At 74.2% G+C, this 22,530-nt stretch carries 22 protein-coding genes; 15 read left to right on the top strand and 7 right to left on the bottom strand.

Annotation, left to right across the window (positions count from 1 at the left end):
* Positions 1 to 27: 27 nt before the first annotated feature.
* Positions 28 to 705, bottom strand: coding sequence for an AIM24 family protein (locus ACH4K4_RS26990; protein ID WP_398170740.1), 678 nt, complete (start codon positions 703 to 705; stop codon positions 28 to 30).
* Between the two features lie 86 nt (positions 706 to 791).
* On the opposite strand from ACH4K4_RS26990, the gene ACH4K4_RS26985 reads away from it, so the two are divergent.
* A complete protein-coding gene (locus ACH4K4_RS26985) occupies positions 792 to 1,553 on the top strand; it encodes a peptidyl-tRNA hydrolase (protein ID WP_398170738.1) in 762 nt (253 codons plus the stop codon).
* A gap of 9 nt (positions 1,554 to 1,562) precedes the next feature.
* Here the strand turns inward: ACH4K4_RS26985 and ACH4K4_RS26980 are convergent, their stop codons facing one another.
* Positions 1,563 to 2,009 carry an ArsI/CadI family heavy metal resistance metalloenzyme gene (locus ACH4K4_RS26980; protein WP_398170737.1) on the bottom strand — a complete coding sequence of 149 codons (447 nt, stop codon included), beginning with the start codon at positions 2,007 to 2,009 and terminating at the stop codon, positions 1,563 to 1,565.
* A gap of 79 nt (positions 2,010 to 2,088) precedes the next feature.
* Between ACH4K4_RS26980 and ACH4K4_RS26975 the strand changes: the two genes are divergently transcribed.
* From ACH4K4_RS26975 to ACH4K4_RS26965, 3 genes are all read left to right on the top strand, one after another.
* Complete coding sequence (locus ACH4K4_RS26975; RefSeq protein ID WP_398170735.1) at positions 2,089 to 2,496, top strand: ArsR/SmtB family transcription factor; 408 nt, start codon at positions 2,089 to 2,091, stop codon at positions 2,494 to 2,496.
* 77 nt (positions 2,497 to 2,573) lie between these two features.
* Positions 2,574 to 3,584, top strand: a complete 1,011-nt coding sequence (gene arsB / locus ACH4K4_RS26970) for an ACR3 family arsenite efflux transporter (RefSeq protein ID WP_398171038.1) — start codon at positions 2,574 to 2,576, stop codon at positions 3,582 to 3,584.
* A complete protein-coding gene (locus tag ACH4K4_RS26965) occupies positions 3,577 to 3,978 on the top strand; it encodes an arsenate reductase ArsC (protein WP_398170734.1) in 402 nt (133 codons plus the stop codon). The genes arsB and ACH4K4_RS26965 overlap by 8 nt, the downstream gene beginning before the upstream one ends.
* A 66-nt stretch (positions 3,979 to 4,044) precedes the next feature.
* Here the strand turns inward: ACH4K4_RS26965 and ACH4K4_RS26960 are convergent, their stop codons facing one another.
* Entirely contained in the window at positions 4,045 to 4,410 is a 366-nt protein-coding gene (locus tag ACH4K4_RS26960) for a darcynin family protein (protein ID WP_398170732.1), read from the bottom strand.
* 138 nt (positions 4,411 to 4,548) lie between these two features.
* On the opposite strand from ACH4K4_RS26960, the gene ACH4K4_RS26955 reads away from it, so the two are divergent.
* On the top strand, positions 4,549 to 5,508 hold the full coding sequence (locus ACH4K4_RS26955) for a LysR family transcriptional regulator (protein ID WP_398171037.1): 960 nt from the start codon (positions 4,549 to 4,551) through the stop codon (positions 5,506 to 5,508).
* A gap of 21 nt (positions 5,509 to 5,529) precedes the next feature.
* Here the strand turns inward: ACH4K4_RS26955 and ACH4K4_RS26950 are convergent, their stop codons facing one another.
* Positions 5,530 to 6,237, bottom strand: a complete 708-nt coding sequence (locus ACH4K4_RS26950) for a nuclease-related domain-containing protein (RefSeq protein ID WP_398170731.1) — start codon at positions 6,235 to 6,237, stop codon at positions 5,530 to 5,532.
* A gap of 125 nt (positions 6,238 to 6,362) precedes the next feature.
* On the opposite strand from ACH4K4_RS26950, the gene ACH4K4_RS26945 reads away from it, so the two are divergent.
* The 6 genes from ACH4K4_RS26945 (at position 6,363) to ACH4K4_RS26920 (ending at position 13,616) form a co-directional block, all read left to right on the top strand.
* Positions 6,363 to 7,031 (top strand): LysE family translocator, encoded by a 669-nt coding sequence (locus tag ACH4K4_RS26945; protein WP_398170729.1) that lies wholly within the window; start codon positions 6,363 to 6,365, stop codon positions 7,029 to 7,031.
* Between the two features lie 148 nt (positions 7,032 to 7,179).
* Positions 7,180 to 8,520, top strand: a complete 1,341-nt coding sequence (locus tag ACH4K4_RS26940) for a DUF692 domain-containing protein (protein WP_398170728.1) — start codon at positions 7,180 to 7,182, stop codon at positions 8,518 to 8,520.
* Positions 8,521 to 8,525: 5 nt separating this feature from the next.
* Positions 8,526 to 9,539 carry a TIGR04222 domain-containing membrane protein gene (locus ACH4K4_RS26935; protein WP_398170726.1) on the top strand — a complete coding sequence of 338 codons (1,014 nt, stop codon included), beginning with the start codon at positions 8,526 to 8,528 and terminating at the stop codon, positions 9,537 to 9,539.
* Between the two features lie 198 nt (positions 9,540 to 9,737).
* Positions 9,738 to 10,526 carry a DUF4142 domain-containing protein gene (locus ACH4K4_RS26930; RefSeq protein ID WP_398170724.1) on the top strand — a complete coding sequence of 263 codons (789 nt, stop codon included), beginning with the start codon at positions 9,738 to 9,740 and terminating at the stop codon, positions 10,524 to 10,526.
* A 24-nt stretch (positions 10,527 to 10,550) separates the two neighbouring features.
* Entirely contained in the window at positions 10,551 to 11,798 is a 1,248-nt protein-coding gene (locus tag ACH4K4_RS26925) for a DUF1996 domain-containing protein (protein WP_398170722.1), read from the top strand.
* Between the two features lie 192 nt (positions 11,799 to 11,990).
* On the top strand, positions 11,991 to 13,616 hold the full coding sequence (locus ACH4K4_RS26920) for an alpha/beta hydrolase (protein ID WP_398170720.1): 1,626 nt from the start codon (positions 11,991 to 11,993) through the stop codon (positions 13,614 to 13,616).
* A 51-nt stretch (positions 13,617 to 13,667) separates the two neighbouring features.
* Here ACH4K4_RS26920 and hemQ read toward each other — a convergent pair whose 3' ends face one another.
* Together hemQ and hemG are read right to left on the bottom strand one after the other, a co-directional pair.
* A complete protein-coding gene (hemQ, locus tag ACH4K4_RS26915) occupies positions 13,668 to 14,414 on the bottom strand; it encodes a hydrogen peroxide-dependent heme synthase (RefSeq protein ID WP_360131405.1) in 747 nt (248 codons plus the stop codon).
* Positions 14,415 to 14,425: 11 nt separating this feature from the next.
* Positions 14,426 to 15,892, bottom strand: a complete 1,467-nt coding sequence (gene hemG, locus ACH4K4_RS26910; RefSeq protein WP_398170718.1) for a protoporphyrinogen oxidase — start codon at positions 15,890 to 15,892, stop codon at positions 14,426 to 14,428.
* A gap of 128 nt (positions 15,893 to 16,020) precedes the next feature.
* Between hemG and ACH4K4_RS26905 the strand changes: the two genes are divergently transcribed.
* From ACH4K4_RS26905 to ACH4K4_RS26890, 4 genes are all read left to right on the top strand, one after another.
* Positions 16,021 to 17,016, top strand: coding sequence for a DUF4349 domain-containing protein (locus ACH4K4_RS26905; protein ID WP_398170716.1), 996 nt, complete (start codon positions 16,021 to 16,023; stop codon positions 17,014 to 17,016).
* A gap of 101 nt (positions 17,017 to 17,117) precedes the next feature.
* Positions 17,118 to 18,353, top strand: coding sequence for a thiolase family protein (locus ACH4K4_RS26900; protein WP_398170715.1), 1,236 nt, complete (start codon positions 17,118 to 17,120; stop codon positions 18,351 to 18,353).
* A 121-nt stretch (positions 18,354 to 18,474) separates the two neighbouring features.
* On the top strand, positions 18,475 to 19,905 hold the full coding sequence (locus ACH4K4_RS26895) for an aldehyde dehydrogenase family protein (protein ID WP_398170714.1): 1,431 nt from the start codon (positions 18,475 to 18,477) through the stop codon (positions 19,903 to 19,905).
* Between the two features lie 87 nt (positions 19,906 to 19,992).
* Positions 19,993 to 21,375 carry an FAD-dependent oxidoreductase gene (locus ACH4K4_RS26890; RefSeq protein ID WP_398170712.1) on the top strand — a complete coding sequence of 461 codons (1,383 nt, stop codon included), beginning with the start codon at positions 19,993 to 19,995 and terminating at the stop codon, positions 21,373 to 21,375.
* 24 nt (positions 21,376 to 21,399) lie between these two features.
* Here ACH4K4_RS26890 and hemE read toward each other — a convergent pair whose 3' ends face one another.
* Complete coding sequence (hemE, locus tag ACH4K4_RS26885; protein WP_398170710.1) at positions 21,400 to 22,467, bottom strand: uroporphyrinogen decarboxylase; 1,068 nt, start codon at positions 22,465 to 22,467, stop codon at positions 21,400 to 21,402.
* Between the last annotated feature and the right edge of the window lie 63 nt (positions 22,468 to 22,530).

Here is a 22,530-nt window from a genome sequence, read left to right as displayed (position 1 = left end):
CCCCGTCCGCCGCGCACGCCGTCGCCGTCAGTTGCCGCTCGCCCGCTCGGGCCGCAGCTCGCTGGGCCGGACGATCACGAAGCCCTCGCCGTCGAGCCGCAGTTGCACGGCCTCTCCCGAACCGCCGCGCAGCATCGAGCCGACGCTCTGCGAACGGTGCAGCGACGTCTTCAGCGACGCGCTCCACCCCACCACCGCGTCGGTGTCGACGAAGACCGGGGCCTGCGGCGAGACGGGGATGACGATGGGGTTGCCCTCGCACACCACGCCCAGCTTGCCCTGGCCGGTGAAGACGGAGTTGAACAGGCCGCCACCGGTCATCCCGGCGCCCTTGACGGTGGAGATCTCGTACGACAGGGACGGGTCGAAGCACAGCACGTTGCGGCCGTTGATCGTGATGCCGTCGCCGGGAGCGAGCTCGACGATGAAACAGTTGGCGGCCTCGTGGGCGAACCACACCTCGCCGCGGCCGCGCACGGCCATCAGGGCCAGGCCCTCGCCGGTCACCGCCCGCTTGATGAACTTGCCGACGCCCTGCCCCTGCTTCTCGAACTGCAGATCGCCGCGGTAGGCGACCATCGAGCCCTGGCGGGCGAGGCACTCGCCGTCCACCGCGTACTTGATCGATTTGGCGTTCTGCAGGGTCATGCCGGGCGCGGAGGCCGGCGTGACCACGTTCTCGGAGGCGAAGAGGTCGCTTTGCATACGGAGGATAATCACCCGGAATGATCCGCTCCGCCAAGACGGCGGCCAGGCGCGGGGCGGTCCGGGCTGCTGGCACACTTGCCCGTGTGACCAGCACCGACTTCACCGGCCCCGGCGAACCGAGCGGCGCGGCGACCGACGCGGCCCGCCCCGCGCAGCCCGACCGGGACGCCGCACCGCAGTACGTCCTGCCGCTCGTCGTACGCATCGAGCGGGCCGCGCCGCCCGCCCGCACGGACGCCCTGGAGACGGCGGCCCGTGCCGTGCTGGTCCTGCTCTCGGACGAACGGGCGGCCGGCGACGGCGCGTGGGCGGCGGCCGTACGCGACTGGCAGGACGCCCGCATCCGCAAGGTGGTGCGCCGGGCCCGCGGCGCGGAGTGGCGGCGCGCCGAGGCGCTTCCCGGGATCACCGTTCACGGCGACGGCGCGGAGGTACGGGTCTTCCCGCCGGTCCCGCTGGACGGCTGGCCCAAGGACCTGGCCCGGCTCCAGGTCTCCGGAACGGACCTGGACGACCCGCACCCCCCGCCCGCTCCCGCCGCGGACGGACCGGTGCTGTGGCTCAACCCCGAACTGGCCATGTCGGCCGGCAAGACGATGGCCCAGGCGGGCCACGGCGCCCAACTGGCCTGGTGGGAGCTGTCGGACACCGAGCGCGCCGCCTGGCGGGACGCCGGCTTCCCCCTGTCGGTACGGACCGCCCCGCCGGGCCGGTGGGACGAACTGACGCACAGCGGGCTCCCGGTGGTGCACGACGCGGGGTTCACGGAGATCGCGCCCGGGGAAACCGTCGTGGCCGAAGGGGGCAACCGTTTCTGTCCGCTCCCTCGTGAACGGCGCCCGTAGGCCGCCGGATCAGCTTCCGCAGGCGCAGGCGCAGCCCGCGGCGGGGGCCTCACCGGTCGCCTCGGGGTCGGCGCTCTCGCCGAGGGTGTCCGCGTCGGCCTTGACGACGTAGACCTCCCACGGCTCCCGGCCGGGGCCGTGCACCCACACCTTGTCCTGCAGGGCGTAGCAGCACGAGGTGTCGTTCTCCTCGAATGTGGCAAGGCCGGCGTTCTTGAGGCGGTCGGCCGCGGCCGTCACCTGGTCCGTGGACCCGACCTCCACGCCGAGGTGGTCGAGGCGGGTTTCCTGTCCGGGCTCGCCCTCGATCAGTACGAGCTTGAGCGGCGGCTCGGCGAGGGCGAAGTTGGCGTATCCCTTGCGCCGCTTGGCCGGTTCGGTGCCGAACAGCTTCGAGTAGAAGGTGACCGACGCTTCGAGGTCGCTGACGCGCAGGGCGAGCTGTGCACGGGACATGACGTGTCTCCGATCGGCTTGCATTGATGCCTGTCTATTCAAGGTTGCGTCCTGAATCGAAGAACGTCAATATAGAAGCATGTCGAATCAAGAGTTCGTGGTGCTCGGCCGGGACGACGCGGCCGGCCCCTGCCGCCCCGGCCTGCTGGCCATGCCCCTCGACGAGGTGCAGGCCGCGGAGCTGGCGAAGGTGTTCAAGGCCCTGGGCGACCCGGTGCGGCTGCGCCTGCTGTCGATGATCGCCTCGCGCGCCGGCGGCGAGGTCTGCGTCTGCGACCTGACCCCCGCGTTCGACCTGTCCCAGCCGACGATCTCGCACCACCTCAAACTGCTCCGGCAGGCCGGTCTCATCGACTGCGAGCGGCGCGGCACGTGGGTCTACTACCGGCTGCTGCCCGAGATGACCGACCGCCTCGCGGGCGTCCTGGCCCGCCCCGCCGGCGAGCCCCTGCCCGCCTCCGCCGGGACCGCCGGGGCGGTCTCGTGAGCGCCGCACCCGCACAGGCGGTCGCCGGCCGCCTGTCGTTCCTCGACCGCTACCTCGCCGTGTGGATTCTCGCCGCGATGGCCCTCGGCCTGGGCCTCGGCCGGGTCGTGCCCGGCCTCGGGGGCGCGCTCGCCGAGGTCACCGTGACCGGCGTATCGCTGCCGATCGCGCTCGGCCTGCTCGTGATGATGTACCCGGTCCTCGCCAAGGTGCGTTACGACCGGCTCGGCACCGTCACCCGCGACCGCCGCCTGCTGCTGCCCTCGCTGCTGCTGAACTGGATCGCCGGACCGGCGCTCATGTTCGCGCTGGCCTGGCTGTTCCTGCCCGACCTGCCCGAATACCGGACGGGCCTGATCATCGTGGGGCTGGCGCGCTGCATCGCCATGGTGATCATCTGGAACGACCTGGCCTGCGGGGACCGCGAGGCCGCCGCCGTCCTGGTGGCGCTGAACTCGGTGTTCCAGGTGATCGCGTTCTCGGCCCTCGGATGGTTCTACCTGTCCGTGCTGCCCGGGTGGCTCGGCCTTGAGCAGGCCGGCCTCGACGTGTCCGTGTGGGAGATCGCCCGAAGCGTACTGATCTTCCTCGGAATCCCGCTGGTCGCCGGCTACCTCACGCGCCGGATCGGCGAGCGGGCCAAGGGCCGCACGTGGTACGAGGCGAAGCTGATCCCGCGCATCGGGCCGTTCGCCCTGTACGGGCTGCTGTTCACGATCGTCGTCCTGTTCGCGCTGCAAGGCGACGCGATCACCTCGCAGCCGCTGGACGTCGCCCGCATCGCGCTGCCGCTCCTCGTGTACTTCGCCGTCATGTGGGCCGGTTCGATGGCGGTCGGCCGTGCCGCGGGGCTCGACCACCCGCGCGCGACGACGCTCGCGTTCACCGCGGCCGGCAACAACTTCGAGCTGGCCATCGCGGTGGCCATCGCCACGTTCGGCGCCACTTCGGGGCAGGCCCTCGCCGGCGTGGTCGGCCCCCTCATCGAGGTGCCGGCGCTGATCGGCCTGGTCTACGTCGCGCTGCGCACCCGCCGCTTCTTCCCCGCTCCCGCACCACTCGCCGAGAAAGGCCCCGCCCATGTCTGACAGCGCGGTGCCGTCGGTCCTGTTCGTCTGCGTCCACAACGCCGGCCGCTCCCAAATGGCCGCCGCGTTCCTCACGCACCTCGCGGGCGACCGCGTACAGGTACGGTCCGCCGGGTCCGCGCCCGCCGGCACGGTGAACCCGTCCGTCGTCGCGGCGATGGCCGAGGTGGGCATCGACATCTCGGCCGAAGTGCCCAAGGTCCTCACCGTCGAGGCCGTGCAGGCATCCGACGTCGTGATCACGATGGGCTGTGGCGACACCTGCCCCGTCTTCCCCGGCAAGCGCTACCTCGACTGGCGGGTGCCCGACCCCGCCGGGCAGAGCACCGAGGCCGTGCGCCCCGCACGCGACGAGATCAAAGCGAGGGTCGAGGCGCTGATCGCGGAGTTGTGATGGCCGGGACGCCCCCCGGCCGCGCGGGGCCAGGGGGCGTCGGCATGGCGTGGGTCGTGCGGTGTATCAGGTGCTGATGGTGGTGACGGGGGCGACATTGTAGGTGCGGGCGTAGCCGTTCTCGGTGCCTACCAGGAGGTCGACGACCTCGAAGTAGCGGTCCCAGAAAGGGGTTTCGCGCAGCGCGTCGATGAGGAGCTGGTAGGCGTTGTGATCGTCGGCCTCCCAGACCCAGACGTCGGTGACGCGGGTGGAGTAGAACTCCGTGTCGTAGAAGCGCGACCGGACGCCGGTGGTCTTGGCCTTGACCACGGGCATGACCTCGGTGTCGAGGGCGCGCACCCGCTCGTGGGGGGTCATGGCGAGCCACTCGGGCAGGGTCTTGATGAGCATGAACGCGGTGACGGGCGGCGCGGTTTCCTCGGCGGACATGACGGTGCCTCCAAAGTGGCAGGTGGGACGGTCGTGAAGACCTCGTGGGCGGTACCGGGCCGGTACGTTCCTCATCCTGCGAGGCCCATCGAGTTGCCACAATGGGAACTTCAGCAACGGATCATTGCCCGGAATGGAATAACGCTGGTGAACAGCCCAGAGCCGGTCGTCGACGCCCACCTCGCCGTCGCGCTGGACGCCCTGCTGGCCGAGCAGAGCGTCACCCGCGCCGCCGCGCGCCTGCACACGTCCCCCGCCGCCATGAGCCGCACGCTCGCCCGCCTCCGGCGCGTCCTCCAAGACCCCCTCCTGGTACGGGCCGGACAGACCATGGTCCCCACCCCCCGCGCCCAGGCCCTGCGCGACGAGGCCGCCTCGGTGGTGCGCCGCCTCGGCACGCTGCTCTCCCCCGGGACCGGCGTCGACCCCGCCGAGCTGCGCACCACCTTCACCCTTCAGACCGCCGACCTGGTCGGTGCGGCGCTGGCCCCCGGGCTGCTGGAACTGGCGCGGCAGGAGGCACCGGGGGTCTCGCTGCGGTTCCGGGCCGAAGAGCTGGAGGCCGGACCGGCCCTGCGCGACGGCCGGATCGACCTGGAGATCGGGGCCATCGACCACGTCGACCCCGAAACCCGGGTCGACGAACTGGCCACCCTCCGGATGGTGGCGGCCGTCCGGCCCGGCCACCCGCTCGCCGGGAAGCCCCTGACCCCGGCCCGGCTCGCGGCCGCCGAACACGTCGGGGTCAGCCGCCGCGGCCGGTTCGCCGGCCCCCTGGACACCGCCCTGGCCGAGCACGGCCTCAGCCGGCGGGTCAGCGTCGTCCTGCCCAGCCACCTGGCCGCGATGGCACTCGCCGCGCGCAGCGATGTCGTCTGCCTCATCCCCATCGCGCCCGCCGGCGCCGCCCCTTCGCCCTTCACCGACGCCGCCATCGCCCTCGGCCTGCGCCTCCTCGACGTCCCCCTGCCGCTGCCGCCCGTGACCATCGGCATGGCCTGGCACCCACGCCACGCCGCCGACGGGGCCCACCAATGGCTCCGCGACGCCGTCCGCCGGACTCTCCGCGCACCCGGGGCCCCCGGCGACCCGACGTGACCGAGGCCGCACGGGCCGCCCTCAGGCCACCTGCCACGTGCGGCGGTTCCTGGCGACGGTGTAGACGCGCTCGACGCGGCCGGGGGCGAGCACCCCGCCGAGCCGTCCGAGCAACGGGACCTCGCGCTCGTCCCGCAACACCCGCACCCCGCGCAGCGCCGGGTCCGTCTCCACGTCCGCCGCGCCGACGAACGCGAGCACCGGCCGCACCTCGATGCGGAACCCGCAGCCGCGGGTCAGCACGTACGAGGCGCGCCGGGCCTGCTGCCGGCACTCGCGGACGTACGGTCCCGCCGGGTGCCCGCGGCTGACGCGCACCGCGTCCTCCGCCACCCGCACCCGGGCCCCGCGTACGTAGCGGGTGCCGACGCACAGCACGCCGCCGGGCCCGATGAGCAGATGGCCGATGACCGCTGCGGGCGGCACCGGTATGGAGTGGATCACGTACCAGCCGCCCGCCGTCAGCCCGTCCAGCGCCGTGCCGACGGCCCGTTCGCCCAGGAGCTGCCGGTGCCAGGCGTCCTGGGGCGGGCGCCGGCCGAGCAGGCGGGCGCACCACAGGGCCGCCCTGGCGCGCGGGTGCTCGGCGAGACGGACCCGCAGGTCCTCCCCCGGGCGGTTCGGGGCGAGGTCGTCGTCCGGCGGCAGGAACAGCCGGTCGGGGTCGCTCGCGTACCGCGTCTCCTGCTTGCCCTCGTCCGCTCCGGGCCCGGGACGGATGTCGCTCATACCCACCACCCCCCGATGGACATGGGAGCAGGCGCCCGGCCCCTGGGCAAGAGGTACGCGGCGGTGCGCGGGGTCGCAGGGGGGCCGGGGAACACCGGCCGGCGCAGGACGTACGGTTGCCTCCCGTGTTCTCTTCTCTTCTGGGTTTCACCGCGGTGGCCGTGCTGCTCACCGTCTCGCCGGGCCCCGACTTCGCGGTGGTGCTGCGGACCTCCCTCGGCTCCGGGCGGCGGTCGGCGCTGTGCTCCGCGCTCGGCATAGCCGCCGGCTGCTTCGTGTGGGGGCTGGCCGGGGCGGTCGGGCTGACCGCCATGCTGTCGGCGTCGCAGGCGGCGTACGACGCGCTGCGCGTCGCCGGGGCGCTGTACCTGATGTGGCTGGGCTTCCAGGCGCTGCGCGGCGCACACCGCCGCCCCCCGGAGGCCGGACGTGACGCCTCCGGTCCCGCCGCGGCGGACGCCGCCACCCCCGGGCCCGAGACCGACCGGCAGTCGCCGCTCCGTGCGTTCCGTACGGGCCTGCTGACGCATGTTCTGAACCCGAAGGTCGGGGTCGTCTACATGTCCCTGCTGCCGCAGTTCATCCCGCACGACGCGCCGGTCGTGGCGACGACGCTCCTGCTGGTCGCCGTGCACGTCACGCTGGGCTTCTGCTGGCTGGGCGGGATCGCCCTGGCGGTGCACCGGGCGCGCGCCTTCTTCCAACGCCCGCGTGTACGCCGACGCCTGGACCAGGCCACCGGCGGCGTGCTGCTCGCCCTCGGCGCCGCGGTGGGCGTCGAGACCGCCCGCTGAGCCGCCCGCCCGCCGTCGGCCACCGGTGGGCGGGCGCGCGCGGCAAGCTCAAATCAACCTCTGAACCCGCCGCCCGACGGATTCGCCGCGGGCGGCCGGGGTCATGAATACCCCACACCACGGGAGTGGTATCGGGGGAGGGGAAATCATGGAACGTCTCGGCACGGGCATCGGCTGGCGGCCCGAGATAGCCGACGAGATCGCGGAGCTGCCCGGCGTGGACTGGGTGGAGGTCGTCGCCGAAAACATCTGCCCGGGTCATCTGCCGCCCGCCCTGCAAGCGCTGCGGGAACGGGGCACGACCGTCGTGCCGCACGGCGTCTCGCTCGGGCTCGGCGGGGCCGACCGGCCGGACGCGGGCCGGCTGGCCGCCCTCGCGGAACGCGCCGAGGCGCTGGGCGCGCCCCTGGTCACCGAGCACATCGCGTTCGTACGGGCCGGGGGCCCGCTGACCGCCTCCCCCGCGATGGAGGCCGGGCACCTGCTGCCCGTGCCGCGCACCCGGGACGCGCTGGACGTGCTCTGCGAGAACGTCCGCATCGCGCAGGACGCGCTGCCCGTGCCGCTGGCCGTGGAGAACATCGCGGCCCTGGTCGACTGGCCCGGCGAGGAGATGACCGAGGGCCGGTTCCTCGCCGAACTGGTCGAGCGGACCGGCGTACGGCTGCTCGTCGATGTCGCCAACCTCCACACCAATCACGTGAACCGGCACGAGGACCCGGCCACGGCGCTGGACGAACTGCCCGTCGAGGCCATCGCGTACGTGCACGTGGCGGGCGGGATCGAGCGGGACGGGGTCTGGCACGACACCCACGCCCACCCGGTGACCCAGCCCGTCCTGGACGTGCTGGCCGAACTCTGCGCGCGCGTCACGCCTCCCGGCGTCCTGCTGGAGCGTGACGAGGACTTCCCGGCGGCCGGTGAGCTGATCGGTGAACTGGACGCGATCCGCACCGTCCTGAAGGAGGCCCCGACGCCACGCACGGCGACCGCGGCGCCGGCCGCCGCAACCAGCGCCGCCACCACCACGGCCACCACCGACATCTCCACCACCGGCACCGACGGGACCGGCACCGGTCCCGCCCGGCAGCGGCTCGCGGTCGCGCAGGCCGCGCTGCTCTCCGCGCTCGTCGCCGGGACGCCGGCGCCGGAGGGCTTCGACCGGCGGCGGCTGCTGGTGCAGAGCCGGGCCCTGACCGCCAAACGGGCCTCCGTGGTCGCCAAGGTCGCACCGGAACTGCCGGGCATCCTCGGCGCGGGCTACCGCGACAGCTTTCTCGACTACGCGCGGCACCGGCCCATGAGCGCCGGCTACCGCCAGGACGCCATGGACTTCGCGGTCCATCTGCTGGCCACCGACCGCCCCGCCGACCCGGACGCGCGCCGAGAGCTGACGCAGTGGTGGCGGGACCGTGCCGGGCCGAGGCCGCCGCGCGGCCCGGTGCAGCGGCTCTCCCGGGCCGTCCGGCTCGCCCTGCACCGGAGGTGAGCGCCGTGCTCGCGCTTCTCGTGACCCTGGCGGTGGCCGCCTCCTCCGTGCTGCTCGTCGCCCGTACCGTCCGCATCGTCCGGGCGCTGCCCAGGCCGAAGCGCCTTGGCAACGCCGACCACGACCTGTGGAAAATCGCCTTTCTCTCCGGCGGCCCGGCGCGGGTGGCGGACGCCGCGATCGCCGGGATGCACCAGGACGGCCGGCTGGCCGTCGGCGGGCCCGGGGTGGTGACCGTACGGCAGCCGGTGGCGTACGACCCGGTCGAGACGGCCGTGCTGGACTCACTGGCGCGGACCCCGGACGGCTCGCTGGGCACCCTGCGCCGCCATGTCATGCACGCCCCCGCCGTCCAGGCCGTCGGCGACGGCCTGGCGGCGCGCGGCCTGATGCGGCACCCGCGCACCGGCCGCCCCTGGCGGCTGTACGCGGCCTGGCAGGCCGGGATCTGCGCGGCGGGCCTCGCGCTGGTCCTCCTCTTCACCCTCACGGGAGCCATCACCCACGCGCAGTCGCAGCCCCCGTTCGTCGTCACGATCCTGCCGGCGGCCCTCGCCGGCACCGTGGTCGGCTGGAAGTGCCGGAAGGCGCTGGGGCGGCGGGTCACCCGGGCCGGCGCAGCGGTGGTGAAGGCAGCGGCGGCGGGCGTGGTGACCAACGCGGCGCAGTCCGCAGCGCTGCTCGTGGCGCTCGGCAGCACCGCCCTGCTGGTGGACGACGTGCTCCGCGAGCAGCTCACCGAGGCCCAGCGGTCGGCGGCGGCCGCCTCCGCGTACTCCCCGTCCCCGGTCGGCACGTCCGGCGGCTCGTCGGGTTCGCCGGGCTCGGGATGCGGCTGGAACGTGCCGGACGGCAACCCGGACACCTCCTGGTGCGGGTCGTCGTGCGGCGGCGGGACCGGGTCGGGCTGCGGCAGTTCGTCCGGCGGGAGCGGCGGCGGGGACAGCGGGTCGTCCAGCGGCGGATCGAGCTGCGGCAGCAGTTCGTCCTGTGGCGGCGGAGGCTGCGGCGGCAGCTGACCCGCGGCGCTCCCGGCGCACAGGGCGCCCCGGCCGCGCCGCCCCTCGCGGGTGGCCGACGGGGCGCCCGGTACGTGTGGCACCGCTGGGCAACCGGTCAACGTACCAGCGGCCGGGGGGCGTTGACGGGGCTTCCCCGAACGGACGACAGGAACAGCGCAGGGCGCACTAGCGTGCGGTGCCGCACCAGGAGGCACCATGCGATCCGTAACCGGCACCGGTCTCGTCGTCGCCGCTCTCGCCGCGACACTGGCCGCGCTGCTCTTTCCGATCTGGTCGTTCGCCGAGCGGCCGGGCGCGGGCGGGGACGTCAACACGCAGACCGTCGCCACCTCGTTCGGCCCGCTGTCCGCGCTCGACCGGGACTTCGTCAACCGCGTACGGCTGGCGGGCCTGTGGGAACTGCCCGCCGGCCAGCAGGCGCAGGAGCGCGGCACCGTGCCGGCCGTACGGGAGGCGGGCGACCACCTCGTCGAGGGGCATGCCGCGCTCGACCGGCACGTACGCGAGGTGGCCGCGCAGCTCGGCCTCGGCCTGCCCGACCGGCCCAACGCCCAGCAGCTCCAGTGGCTGGCCGAGCTGAGCGCCGCGCGCGGGGCCGCGTACGACCGGAAGTTCGCGAACATCCTGCGGCTCGCGCACGGCAAGGTCTTCACCGTCGTCGCCCAGGTCCGCGCCACCACCCGCAACTCGCTGGTCCGCGCTCTGGCGGACGACGCCAACACCACCGTCCTGGACCACATCTCGATGCTGGAGCGCACCGGATTCGTCAACTTCGACGCGATCGCCGAGGACGCTGCCACCTCCTCTCCGCCGCCGAGCCCATCGGCACCGCCCCCGTCCCTGGACGCGACGCCCGCCGCGCCTCCCGTGCCCGTCACGCCGTCACGGACGTATTCGCTGCCTCCGCCCGCGACTCCCCCCGCCACCGCCACCGGGTCCCCCGGAGCCACCGGGGCCCCCGCTGACCGGCGCCAACACCCCTGAAAGAACGGGAAGAAGTGATCCCCCATGACCGACCACCGGTCCGCCGAAAACCCGAAGCCCCCGCAGTCGCCCCGGCCTTCGCCGCCACCGCGGCCGTCGCCGCCGCCCCCACATCCCCCGCGGCACCGCCGCCGGCTCGGCACCAAGCACCTCGTGCTGATCGCCCTGCTCGCCGTGCTCGGCTCCGCCGGCACCTTCGTCTCCGTCACCGGTAACGCGTCCGCTCACAACGCCACTCCCCCGTCCGGGTCCCCGCCCGCCGATCCGTCACCTTCACCGTCGTCACCGAGCGTGACACACCCCACTGACAACGGCCCCGACGCCCCGGCCGCCGGCCCCGCCGACACCCCCGACAGCCCCACCGGCTCCACCGCCCCCGGCCAAAGCATCCCGGCGGCCGGCGACTTCGCCGACATCCGCTCCGCGCCGCCCGCCGCCCGGCCCCCGCGCAACGGGCGGGGCGCGTCCACCGGCACCTTCACCAGCGGCTGCGGCCGCAACGAGAACCGGCACAACAACCCCGACAACTTCATCGTCACCCCGGGCGTCGCCAACGGCGCCCACCACCTCCACGACTACGTCGGCAACCGCTCCACGGACGCCTTCTCCACCGACGACTCGCTGCGCGCGGCCGGCACCACGTGCGCCCGGGGCGACAAGTCGACGTACTTCTGGCCCGTGCTGCGCCGGCTCAGCGGCCGGGACGGGCCGAGCGGCGGGAACGGGCAGGACCCGGCGGACGGCAATGTGGGACAGGTGCTGACGCCCAGCTCCGTCTCGCTGGCCTTCCGCGGCAACGCGGCCGGCAAGGTCACCGCGATGCCCGAGGGGCTGCGCGCCATCACCGGCGACGCCAAGGCGTTCACCAACGGCACCGCCAACGCGCGGGCGCAGTGGACCTGCACCGGCTTCGAGAACCGGCGGCTGAGCGACAAGTACCCGCTGTGCCCCGGCGGCAGCCAGGCCGTACGGATCCTGGACTTCCCCAGTTGCTGGGACGGCGCGAACAAGGACAGCGCCAACCACCGCACGCACCTCGCCTTCCCCGACCGGTCCTCGGGCCGCTGCCCCACCGGCACGAAGGCCGTGCCGCAGCTCCAGATGCGGCTGACCTACGCCGTCCCGCCCCGGCCGCGCGCCTTCGCGGTCGACAGCTTCCCCGAGCAGCTGCGCAAACCGGTCACCGACCACGCCGACTTCGCCAACTTCATGCCCCGCGACCTGATGGCGCGCGCGGTGGACTGCATCAACTCCGGCCGCCGCTGCCGGTGAGGAACAAGAGACCGGGAACACGGATGGCCGTACGAGCCGGACGGCCGTGAAACCCGCACTTCGCGCACCGCGCTCCACTCGTCCGGGGCAATGCACCCGACACCGGAGCGCGGTGCTTTACAACCTCAACCGCCGCCCCAACTATCCCTTTTGTATGCGCACCGGGCGCGCCTCCATACGAAGGGACGGCTTGTGAAAGCAGTAGCGCTGTACGGCACCATCGGGTCGCTGGTCCTGACCGCACTCGCCGCCGTCCCCGCCGGCGGCCTCACCCGGCCGGATACGGCCGGGGCCGGCACCCCGGCCCCCGCACCGCCCCGTATCGCCTTCGGCCGCTGCGCGCCCGTGGAGCGCCTGCCGTCGTCCGTGGAGTGCGGCCGCCTCACCGTCCCCCTGGACTACGCCCACCCGCGGGACCGGCAGATCACCCTGACGGTGAGCCGGGCGCGTGCGACCGGCGGCCCCAAGGTGCGGCAGGGCGCCCTGGTCTTCAACCCGGGCGGCCCGGGCGCGTCCAGCATGCATTTCCCGATGTACGGGAAGACGGAGCGGTGGCGCAAGACGGCGCGCGCCTACGACTTCGTCGGCTACGCGCCGCGCGGGGTCGGGCGTTCGGCGCCGCTGTCCTGCCAGGACCCGGCCGCGTACGCCAAGATCCCGAGCGCGAGCCCACGCGAGCCCTCGGCGGCGTTCAAGCGGCAGAAGTACGCGGAGGCCAAGGCGTACGCGGAAGGCTGTGCCCGCAAGGCGGGCCCCGCGCTGCGCCACTTCACGTCCGCCAACAACGCCCGCGACCTGGACATGCTGCGTGCCGCGCTGGGCGAGAAGAAGCTCACCTACATGGGCGCGTCCTACGGCACCTACTTCGGCGCGGTGTACGCGACGCTCTTCCCCGGACACGTCCGCCGGATGGTCTTCGACAGCGTCGTCAACCCCGATCCCCGGCAGATCTGGTACCGCAACAACCTCGACCAGAACGTCGCCTTCGAGCGCCGCTGGCGGGACTGGGCACGCTGGGTGGCCAAGCACCACAAGGTCTACCGGCTCGGTACGACACCGCAGCAGGTGCTGCGCGCCTACGACACCGTCCGGGCGCGGCTGGGCCACCGGCCGCTGGCCGGCAAGGTCGGGTCGGCCCAGTTGCAGGCGGCCTTCCTGAAGACGGGCTACAACGACGCGTACTGGCCGGTGCGCGCGGCCGCGCTGTCCGCGTACGTCAAGGGCAACCCCAAGCCGCTGCTGCGGCAGACTCTGCCGCAGCCGGGCGGCGAGGCGGCGGACGAGAACAGCAACGCGGTCTACACGGCCGTGGAGTGCAACGACGGGCCCTGGCCGCGTGACCTGCGGGTCTGGGACCGGGACAACACCCGGGTCGCGCGCGTCGCGCCCTTCGAGACCTGGGACAACGCCTGGCTGAACCTGCCGTGCGCCTTCTGGCCCCGGCACGCGCCGCGGGGCGCCTCCCAGGACCCGGCGCGTTTCGCGACCGACGTGACGGACGCGGCCCTCCCCCAGGCCGGCGCGGCGCACCGGCCGGTCGACGTGCGTACCGCGCCGGGCGCGCTGCCGCCGGTGCTGCTGCTGGCGGCCGAGCGGGACGGCGCGACGCCGTATCCCGGCGCGGTCGAGCTGCGGCGCAGGCTCGCCGGTTCGTCGCTGGTGACCGAGCGCGGCGCGGGCACGCACGGCGTCTCCTTCGGGACGAACACCTGCGCGAACCAGTACGTCGAGCGGTACCTGCTGACCGGGCGGACCCCGGCGCGGGACGCGTACTGCGCAGCGCGCGCCGAGCCCAAGCCGGTGCTGCCCGCCAAGTAGACGGGAGCTTTCGCGGCAGGCCGGGTACGGCACCCGGCCTGCCGCGCCGCCTCAGGCCAGGCCGGCGACCAGCTCGGCGACCGGCTTGCGGCGCCCGGTGTAGAAGGGCACCTCCTCGCGGACGTGCATCCGCGCCTCGGAGCCGCGCAGGTGGCGCATGAGGTCGACGATGCGGTACAGCTCGTCGGCCTCGAAGGCGAGGATCCACTCGTAGTCGCCCAGCGAGAAGGACGGCACGGTGTTGGCGCGCACGTCCGGGAAGCCGCGGGCCATCTTGCCGTGGTCGGCGAGCATCCGGCGGCGGTCCTCGTCGGGGAGCAGATACCAGTCGTAGGAACGCACGAACGGGTAGACGCTCACGTAGTCGCGGGCGACCTCGTCGGCCAGGAAGGCCGGGATGTGCGACTTGTTGAACTCGGCCGGGCGGTGCAGCGCCATGTTCGACCAGACCGGCTCCAGCGCGCGCCCCAGCTTGGTGCGGCGGAAGAGGCTGTACGCCTCCTGGAGCGCGTCGGAGCTCTCCGAGTGCCACCAGATCATCACGTCGGCGTCGGCGCGCAGACCGGAGACGTCGTAGGTGCCGCGCACGACGACGTCCTTGGCGGCGAGCTGCGCGAACAGCGCCTCGACCTCGTCGGCGTACCCGGTGCGGTCCTCGGGCAGCACGTCGCGCAGCTTGAACACCGACCAGAGCGTGTAGCGGATGACCTCGTTCAGGTCCTTCGCCTTCTTGCCGGCGTTCGGGGTCTTCTCGGGAGCGGCCCCGGTGGGGGTGGCGGGGGCGGAAGCGTCAGTCATGGGTCCCATTCTCACTCCCCCGATGTGGCGGCTTGCGGCAGGGTGTCCAAGATGTCGTCCGCGGCCTTACGGGCCGAGGCGACGCAGGCGGGGATGCCCACCCCGTCGTAGAGCGCGCCGCACACCCGCAGGCCCGGCAGCTTGCCGACCTCGGCCCGGATGCGGGCCACCCGCTCCAGGTGGCCGACCGGGTACTGCGGCAGCCCGCCGTGCCACCGCGTGACCCGCTGCGCGACGGGCCGGGCGGCCAGCCCGACCGCCTCGCCGAGGTCGCGCAGCGACAGCTCCACCAGGTCGGCGTCGTCGCGCTCCAGGTCGGCCGCGTCGCCGTACCGCCCGACGGAGGTGCGCAGCACGAACAGGTCCGGGTCGCCGTCGGCGATCCAGCCCCACTTGTTGCTCGCGAAGGTGGACGCCTTGATCTTGCGGCCGTCGACCGGCGGTACGAGGAAGCCGCTGCCGGACAGCGCCGTACCGAGGTCGGCGCGGCGGAAGGCCATGGTCACCAGGGCCATGGAGGCGTACTCGACGGCGGACAGCTCGGTGGCGGCGGCCGGTGCCTCGGCGGCCAGCAGCCGGGCGGCGGCGGGTGCCGGCGCCGCGAGGACCACGGCGTCCGCCTCCAGGGCCGCCGTGCCGTCATCGCCGTCCAGGACGACGCGCCAGCCGTCGGCGGTGCGCCGCACCTCCCGTACCGGGGTGTGCGTACGGATCTCGCCGCCGGCGGCCCGTACCGCGTCGGCGACGGCGACCGGCAACGTGCCCACGCCGCCGCCGATGCCCATGAAGACCGGTGCCGGCGCCTGGCCGGGTCCGGCGGCCCGCGCCGCCGTGCGCGCCTGGATGCCGCGTACGCCCGCGATCAGCGAGCGTTCGGCGCGCGCGGCCTCGAAGAGCTGCGGGACGGCGGCGCGCATCGAGATGCGGTACGCGTCGCCCGCGTACACGCCGCCCAGCAGGGGCTCGACGAGCCGGTCCACGACCTCGCGGCCCAGCCGGGCGGCGACGTACTCGCCGACCGCCACGTCGTCGCCGACGTCCGTGCGCTCCAACGTCTCGTCCTCGGCGATCCGCGCCATGCCCTCGGGGGAGATCACGCCGGAGGAGGCCAGCGGGCCCAGGTCGCCCGGCACGCCCATCACGTGCCCCTTGGGCATCGGCCGCAGCGCGCCGCGCGTCCACAGGGCGGCGGTCGCGGTAGTGGGCGGCTGGAGCCGGTCGCCGAGGCCGACGGCACGCGCGAGATCCACCGCCTCCGGCCGCTTGGCCAGCATCGACTCGGCCCCGAGGTCGACCGGCACGCCCGCGATCTCCCCGGCGCGCAGCTTGCCGCCGAGCCGTCCGGACGCCTCCAGCACGGTCACCCGGGCCCCGCCGTCCAGCAATCGGTGGGCCGCGGCCAGCCCCGAGATGCCCCCACCGATGACGACGACATGACTTCCGGGCGCGCGGCCCGTACTGGTGTGCGCTGTGCTCATGCCCCCACTCTCTCAGAGTCCGCACGGAGCCCGGACCGTGACCGCATCGCGACGCGCAGACGGCAACCCACGGCACCCCCGCCCCGTCGAAGTGGCAACACCGTCACGCCACTTCGGGGGGACAGATCATGGGGACAGCGAGCCGGTCGCACGGGGCACGACGGGCCGCCGCGGGGGCGCTGCTCGCGGCGTCGCTCACGGTCGCGGGGTGCGGGGCCGCCGGGGAGGGCGGCTCGAAGACGGCGAGCGCGGCGCGGGACGGCAAGGGCTCCGGGCAGGCCGCCGACCAGGGCATGGTCGCGCCCAAGGCGCCGGAGGGCACGGGCGGGGCGGCCGGGGGCAAGGCCGGTACCGGGTCCGGGAAGCCCGCGCCGGCCTCGCCCTCGCAGATCGTCCGCACGGCCTCGGTCACCGTCGAGGCCGCTGACGTACCGGGAGCGCTGGCCAAGGCCCGCGCGGCGGCGAAGGGCGTGGGCGGCTACGTCGGCGACGAGTCCACCGACCGGGACTCCGAGGGCCGGGAGCGCTCCCGGGTCGAGCTGCGGGTGCCGCCCGAGACGTACGACGGCCCGCTGGACCGGCTCTCCCGCCTGGGCCGGCTCAAGGAGCGCGAGGTCTCGGCGAAGGACGTCACCGACCAGGTGGTGGACACCGACAGCCGCATCAAGTCGCAGCAGGCGAGTGTGGCGCGGGTGCGGGCGCTGATGGACAAGGCGACCACGATCGGCGACATCGTCACGCTGGAATCCGAACTGAGCCGCCGCCAGTCGGAACTGGAGTCCCTTCAGGCGCGCCTGAAGTCTCTCAAGGAGCAGGTCGGCATGGCGACGGTCACGCTGGTGCTGCACGAGCCGGACGCGGCGGCGGACGAGGACGGGGAGACCTCCTTCGGGGACGCGCTCGGCGGCGGCTGGGACGCCTTCGCCACGGCGGTGCGGTGGTTGCTGGTGGCGGTCGGCGCGGTGCTGCCGTTCGCGGCGGCCGGCGCGCTGCTGTACGGGCTGTGGCGGCTGCTGCGCGGCCGGCTGCCGGGACGTACGCGGACGCCGGCGACCGCCGGGACGCCCCCGCTGCCGTCTCCGGCGGAGACCGCACAGGAGGGTGACGCCCCGGGTGACCGTTGACAGCCGCGCGCGGCGGGCAAAGACTCGGGGACGGCAGCGCCGATCTTCGAACGGGCAGCTTTGGACGGGCAGTTTCGGACGGACAGCGAGGACAGGGCCTGATGACCGACCAGGGTGTACGCAACGCACAAGGCGCACGGGGCACGTGGGGCGCCCGGGACGTCTATGTCGTCGACGCCGTGCGGACCCCCGTCGGCAAGTACGGCGGCGCCCTCTCCGGCACCCGCCCCGACGACCTCGCCGCCCACGTCGTCAGGGCCCTGGTGGACCGGACGCCCGCGCTCGACCCCGCCCGCATCGACGACGTCGTCTTCGGCGACGCCAACGGCGCGGGCGAGGACAACCGCAACGTGGCGCGGATGGCCGTACTGCTGGCCGGGCTCCCCGCATCCGTACCCGGCGTGACGGTCAACCGCCTGTGCGGCTCCGGCCTGGAAGCCGTGATCCAGGCCGCCCGTTCCCTCGCCCTCGGAGACGCGCACATCGTGCTCGCGGGCGGCGTGGAGTCGATGAGCCGCGCGCCGTACGTCTTCCAGAAGCCCGAACGCGCCTTCCCCGCCGGGCACCAGGAGATGTTCTCCTCGACGCTGGGCTGGCGGATGGTCAACCCGCGGATGGCGCCCGAGTGGACGGTCGCGCTGGGCGAGGGCGCCGAGCTGATCGCCGACCAGTACGGCATCGGCCGCGAGCAGCAGGACGCGTTCGCGCTCGCCAGTCACCACAAGGCGGCGCGGGCCTGGGAGGAGGGCGCGTACGACGCCGAGGTCGTACCGCTGCCGGACGTGGACCTGACACGGGACGAGTCGATCCGCGCCGGCTCCTCCCCGGAGGCACTGGCCAAGCTCCGCCCGGCCTTCCGCAAGGAGGGCGGCACGGTCACGGCGGGCAACTCCTCCCCGCTCAACGACGGCGCCGCGGCCCTGCTCCTCGTCGACGAGGAGGGCCTGCGGGCCACCGGCCGGGAGCCGCTGGCCCGGATCGGCGCGAGCGCGGTGACCGGCATCGAGCCGCAGCTGTTCGGGCTGGGCCCGGTGGAGGCCGTACGGCGCGCCCTGGACAAGGCGGGGCGCGGCTTCGCCGACCTGGCCGCCTTCGAACTCAACGAGGCGTTCGCCGCGCAGGCGTTGGGGTGCCTCGCCCAGTGGCCCGGCCTGGACCCGGCCGTGGTGAACCCGCGCGGCGGCGCCATCGCCATCGGGCACCCGCTGGGCGCGTCCGGGGCCCGGCTGGCCGGCGCGGTGGCCCATCAGCTGGCCGCCGGCGGCTCCGGCACGGGCCTGGCGGCACTGTGCATCGGCGTGGGCCAGGGCCTGGCGCTCGTACTGGAACGCGAGTAGCGGGGGCGGCGCGCCCGTCCCGGGCAGGGTCCGGCCCCCGCCCTCCACGGTGATCACCGGTGCGAGAGGATGAACCGAACTGGTTCATTCCTCAACCGTTCTACCGACCGGAGGCCGCGCGATGCCCCTGCTCGACCCGGACCACCTGCCCCTGCTGCACGGCGGCAGGACCACGGCGGTCGAACCGGCGACCGGCGACACGCTGGCCGCGTTCACCCTCGCCTCCCCCGCCGACGTGGCAAGCGCCGCCGCCGGGGCCGCGGCCGCCCAGCGCGCCTGGGCCCGAACGCCGTACACGGAGCGCGCCGCGGTGCTGCGGCGCGCCGGAGACCTGATCCTCCGGCACGCCGGGGAGATCTCCGAGTGGATCGTCCGCGAGGCCGGCAGCGTCCCCGGCAAGGCGGAGTTCGAGATCCGCACCGCCGCCGAGGAGTGCTACGAGGCCGCCGCCCTGGCCCACCAGCCGCTGGGCCGGGTCCTGCCCTCCGCCGCGCCCCGGCGCTCGTACGCGACCCGGGTGCCGGCCGGCGTCGTCGGCGTCATCGCGCCGTTCAACGTGCCGCTCGTCCTCGCCCTGCGCTCCGTCGCCCCCGCCCTGGCGCTCGGCAACGCGGTCGTCCTCAAGCCCGACCCGCGCACCGCCGTGTGCGGCGGCCACGTCGTGGCCGCGGTCTTCGCGGCGGCCGGGCTGCCGGAAGGGCTGCTGCACGTGCTGCCGGGCGGCGCCGAGGCCGGGCAGGCCCTGGTCGGCGACCGGCACGTGCGCGTGATCTCCTTCACCGGCTCCACGAACGCGGGCCGCAGCGTCGGCGCGCTCGCCGCGCGGCACCTCAAGCGGGCCCACCTGGAGCTGGGCGGCAACAGCGCCTTCCTCGTGCTGGAAGACGCGGACCTGGACGCCGCGATGTCCGCCGCGGCCTGGGCCTCCTTCTTCCACCAGGGCCAGATCTGCATGTCCTCGGGCCGCCACCTCGTCCACGCCTCCCTGTACGAGGAGTATGTCGAACGGCTGGCGGCCAAGGCGGACTCGCTCGCCGTCGGCGACCCGTTCCGCGAGGACGTCCAGCTCGGGCCGGTCATCGACGGCGGGCAGCGGGACCGGGTGCACGCCCTGGTGCAGGCGAGCACGGCGGCGGGCGCCCGGCTCGCGGCCGGCGGCACCCACCGCGGCCTGTTCTACCGCCCGACCGTCCTCGCCGACGTGGACGACACCGCTCCCGCCTACGCCGAAGAGGTCTTCGGGCCGGTCGCGCCCGTACGCAGGTTCCACACCACCGACGAGGCCGTGGCCCTGGCCAACGACACCCCCTACGGGCTGGCGCTGGGCATCGTCACCCGCGACACCGCCCGCGCGCTGGACCTGGCCGACCGCATACCGACCGGCCTGCTGCACATCAACGACCAGACGGTCAACGACGAGCCGGTCGCCCCGATGGGCGGCTTCGCCGACTCCGGCACCGGGTCGCACTTCGGCGGCACGGCCAACCTCGACGCCTTCACCGAGACCCGCTGGACCACGGTCCGCGCCACCCCGGCCGGCTACCCGCTGTAGACGTAGCCTTCGCGGGTACGGACAGGTGTACGGGGCCGCGGGCGGTGAGCGGCCCCGTACCGGCGCACGGCGAAAGGAACACGCGCGATGGCGGAGCGACTGGTGATCATCGGCGGCGACGCGACGGGCATGTCCGCCGCGTCGCAGGCCCGGCGGCTGAAGAAGCCGGACGACCTGGAGATCGTCGCGTTCGAACGCGGCCACTTCTCCTCGTACTCCGCCTGCGGCATCCCCTACTGGGTCGGCGGTTCGGTGGACGGCCCCGACGACCTGATCGCCCGTTCACCGGAACAGCACCGCGAGCGCGACATCGACCTGCGGATGCGGACCGAGGTCACCGAACTGGACCTGGACCGCGGCCGGGTCCGCACCCGCGACCTGGACGGCGGCGGCACCGAGACGTGGACCGGCTACGACAAGCTGGTGCTCGCCACCGGCGCGCGGCCGCTGCGCCCGCCGCTGCCGGGCATCGACGCGCCCGGCGTACACGGCGTACAGACCCTGGACGACGGGCAGGCGCTGCTGGACACCCTCCAGGCCGCCGAGGGCACCAAGGCGGTCGTCGTCGGCGCCGGCTACATCGGCGTCGAGATGGCCGAGGCGCTGGTCACCCGCGGCTACGACGTCACGGTCCTGGACCGCGGCGAGCAGCCGATGTCCACGCTCGACCCCGACATGGGCGAACTCGTCCACGAGGCGATGTGCGGCATGGGCATCGAGACCGTGCGCGGCGCGGTCGTCACCGGCGTCCGCACCGACGGCTCGGGGCGGGCCTGCGCGGTGACCACCGAGGACGACGGCGAGTTCCCGGCCGACGTGATCGTGCTGGGCCTGGGCGTACGGCCCGAGACCACTCTCGCCGAGCAGGCGGGGCTGCCGCTCGGCGACGCGGGCGGGCTGCTCACCGACCTGTCGATGCGGGTACGCGGCCACGACGACGTGTGGGCCGGCGGCGACTGCGTGGAGGTGCTCGACCTGGTGCTGGGCCGGACCCGGCACATCGCGCTGGGCACCCACGCCAACAAGCACGGCCAGATCATCGGCTCGAACGTGGCCGGCGACTACGCGACCTTCCCCGGCGTCGTCGGCACCGCCGTCTCCAAGGTCTGCGACCTGGAGATCGCCCGGACCGGGCTCCTGGAGGCGCAGGCGAAGAGCGTCGGCCTCCAGTACGTGACCGTCACCATCGAGTCCACCAGCCGCGCCGGCTACTACCCGGGCGCCCGCCCGATGCGCGTGAAGATGATGGCCGAGCGGCGCACCGGCCGGCTCCTCGGCGTCCAGATCGTCGGCCGGGAAGGCGCGGGCAAGCGCGTGGACGTGGCGGCGGTGGCGCTCACGGCGCGGCTGACGGTCGAGGAGATGACCGCCCTCGACCTGGGCTACGCGCCGCCGTTCTCCCCCGTCTGGGACCCCGTCCTGGTCGCCGCGCGCAAGGCGGCCGCCGCGGTCCGCAAGGCGGGCGGCTGACGGTACGACGGGCCGCCCGCCGGGTCAGCGCGCCGTCTGCTCGTGGACGTACTCGACGAGGCGGGTCAGCGCGGCCGGGTCGGTGTTCGGCAGCACGCCGTGGCCCAGGTTGAAGACATGGCCCTCCAGGCCCGCGGCCGCGTCCAGCACCTCGCGGGCCTTGGCCTCCACGGCCTCGCGCGGCGCGAACAGCACGGCCGGGTCGATGTTGCCCTGGAGCGCCTTGCCGGGCCCGACGCGGCGGGCCGCCTCGTCCATCGGAACGCGCCAGTCCACCCCCACGACGTCCGCGCCCGCCTCGCCCATCAGGCCCAGCAGCTCACCGGTGCCGACACCGAAGTGGATACGCGGGACGCCGTACCCGGAAACCGCCTCGAAGACCTTGGCGGAGGCGGGCATGACGGAGCGGCGGTAGTCGGCGGGGGCCAGCGCGCCCACCCAGGAGTCGAAGAGCTGCACGGCGCTCGCGCCCGCCTCGATCTGCACCTTCAGGAACGCCGAGGTGATCACGGCCAGGCGGTCGAGCAGGTCGGCCCACAGCTGCGGGTCGCCGTACATCATCGCCTTGGTGTGCTCGTGGTTGCGGGACGGGCCGCCCTCGACGAGGTAGCTGGCGAGGGTGAACGGCGCGCCGGCGAAGCCGATGAGCGGGGTGGCGCCCAGCTCGCCGACGAGCATCCGCACCGCCTCGGCGACGTACGGGACGTCGTCCGGCTCCAGCGCGCGGAGCTGCTCCAGGTCGGCGCGGGTACGGATCGGCTTCTCGACGACCGGGCCGACGCCCGGCTTGATGTCCAGGTCGATGCCGATGGCCTTCAGGGGCACGACGATGTCGCTGAAGTAGATCGCCGCGTCCACGCCGTGCCGGCGGACCGGCTGGAGGGTGATCTCGGTGACCAGCTCCGGCATCATGCAGGATTCGAGCATCGCGGTGCCCTCGCGGACCTTGCGGTACTCGGGCAGCGACCGCCCGGCCTGGCGCATGAACCAGACCGGCGTGTGCGGCACCGGCTCCCGCCGGCAGGCCTTGAGGAAGGCCGAGTCGTACGTACCGGTCTGCTGCTGGCCCGTCGGGCGGTCGTTGGCGCTCACGCACCAAATCTTCGCACGCGCGCGAGGGCGACTCCGAATGGGCGACGCGCGCACCGGGTGTCG

Origin of the sequence: Streptomyces sp. NPDC017529 (assembly GCF_044329785.1) — a bacterium.
GTDB lineage: Bacteria > Actinomycetota > Actinomycetes > Streptomycetales > Streptomycetaceae > Streptomyces.
The sequence above is the reverse complement of the archived record's forward strand: the minus strand, read 5'-3'. Positions and strand labels throughout refer to the sequence as shown.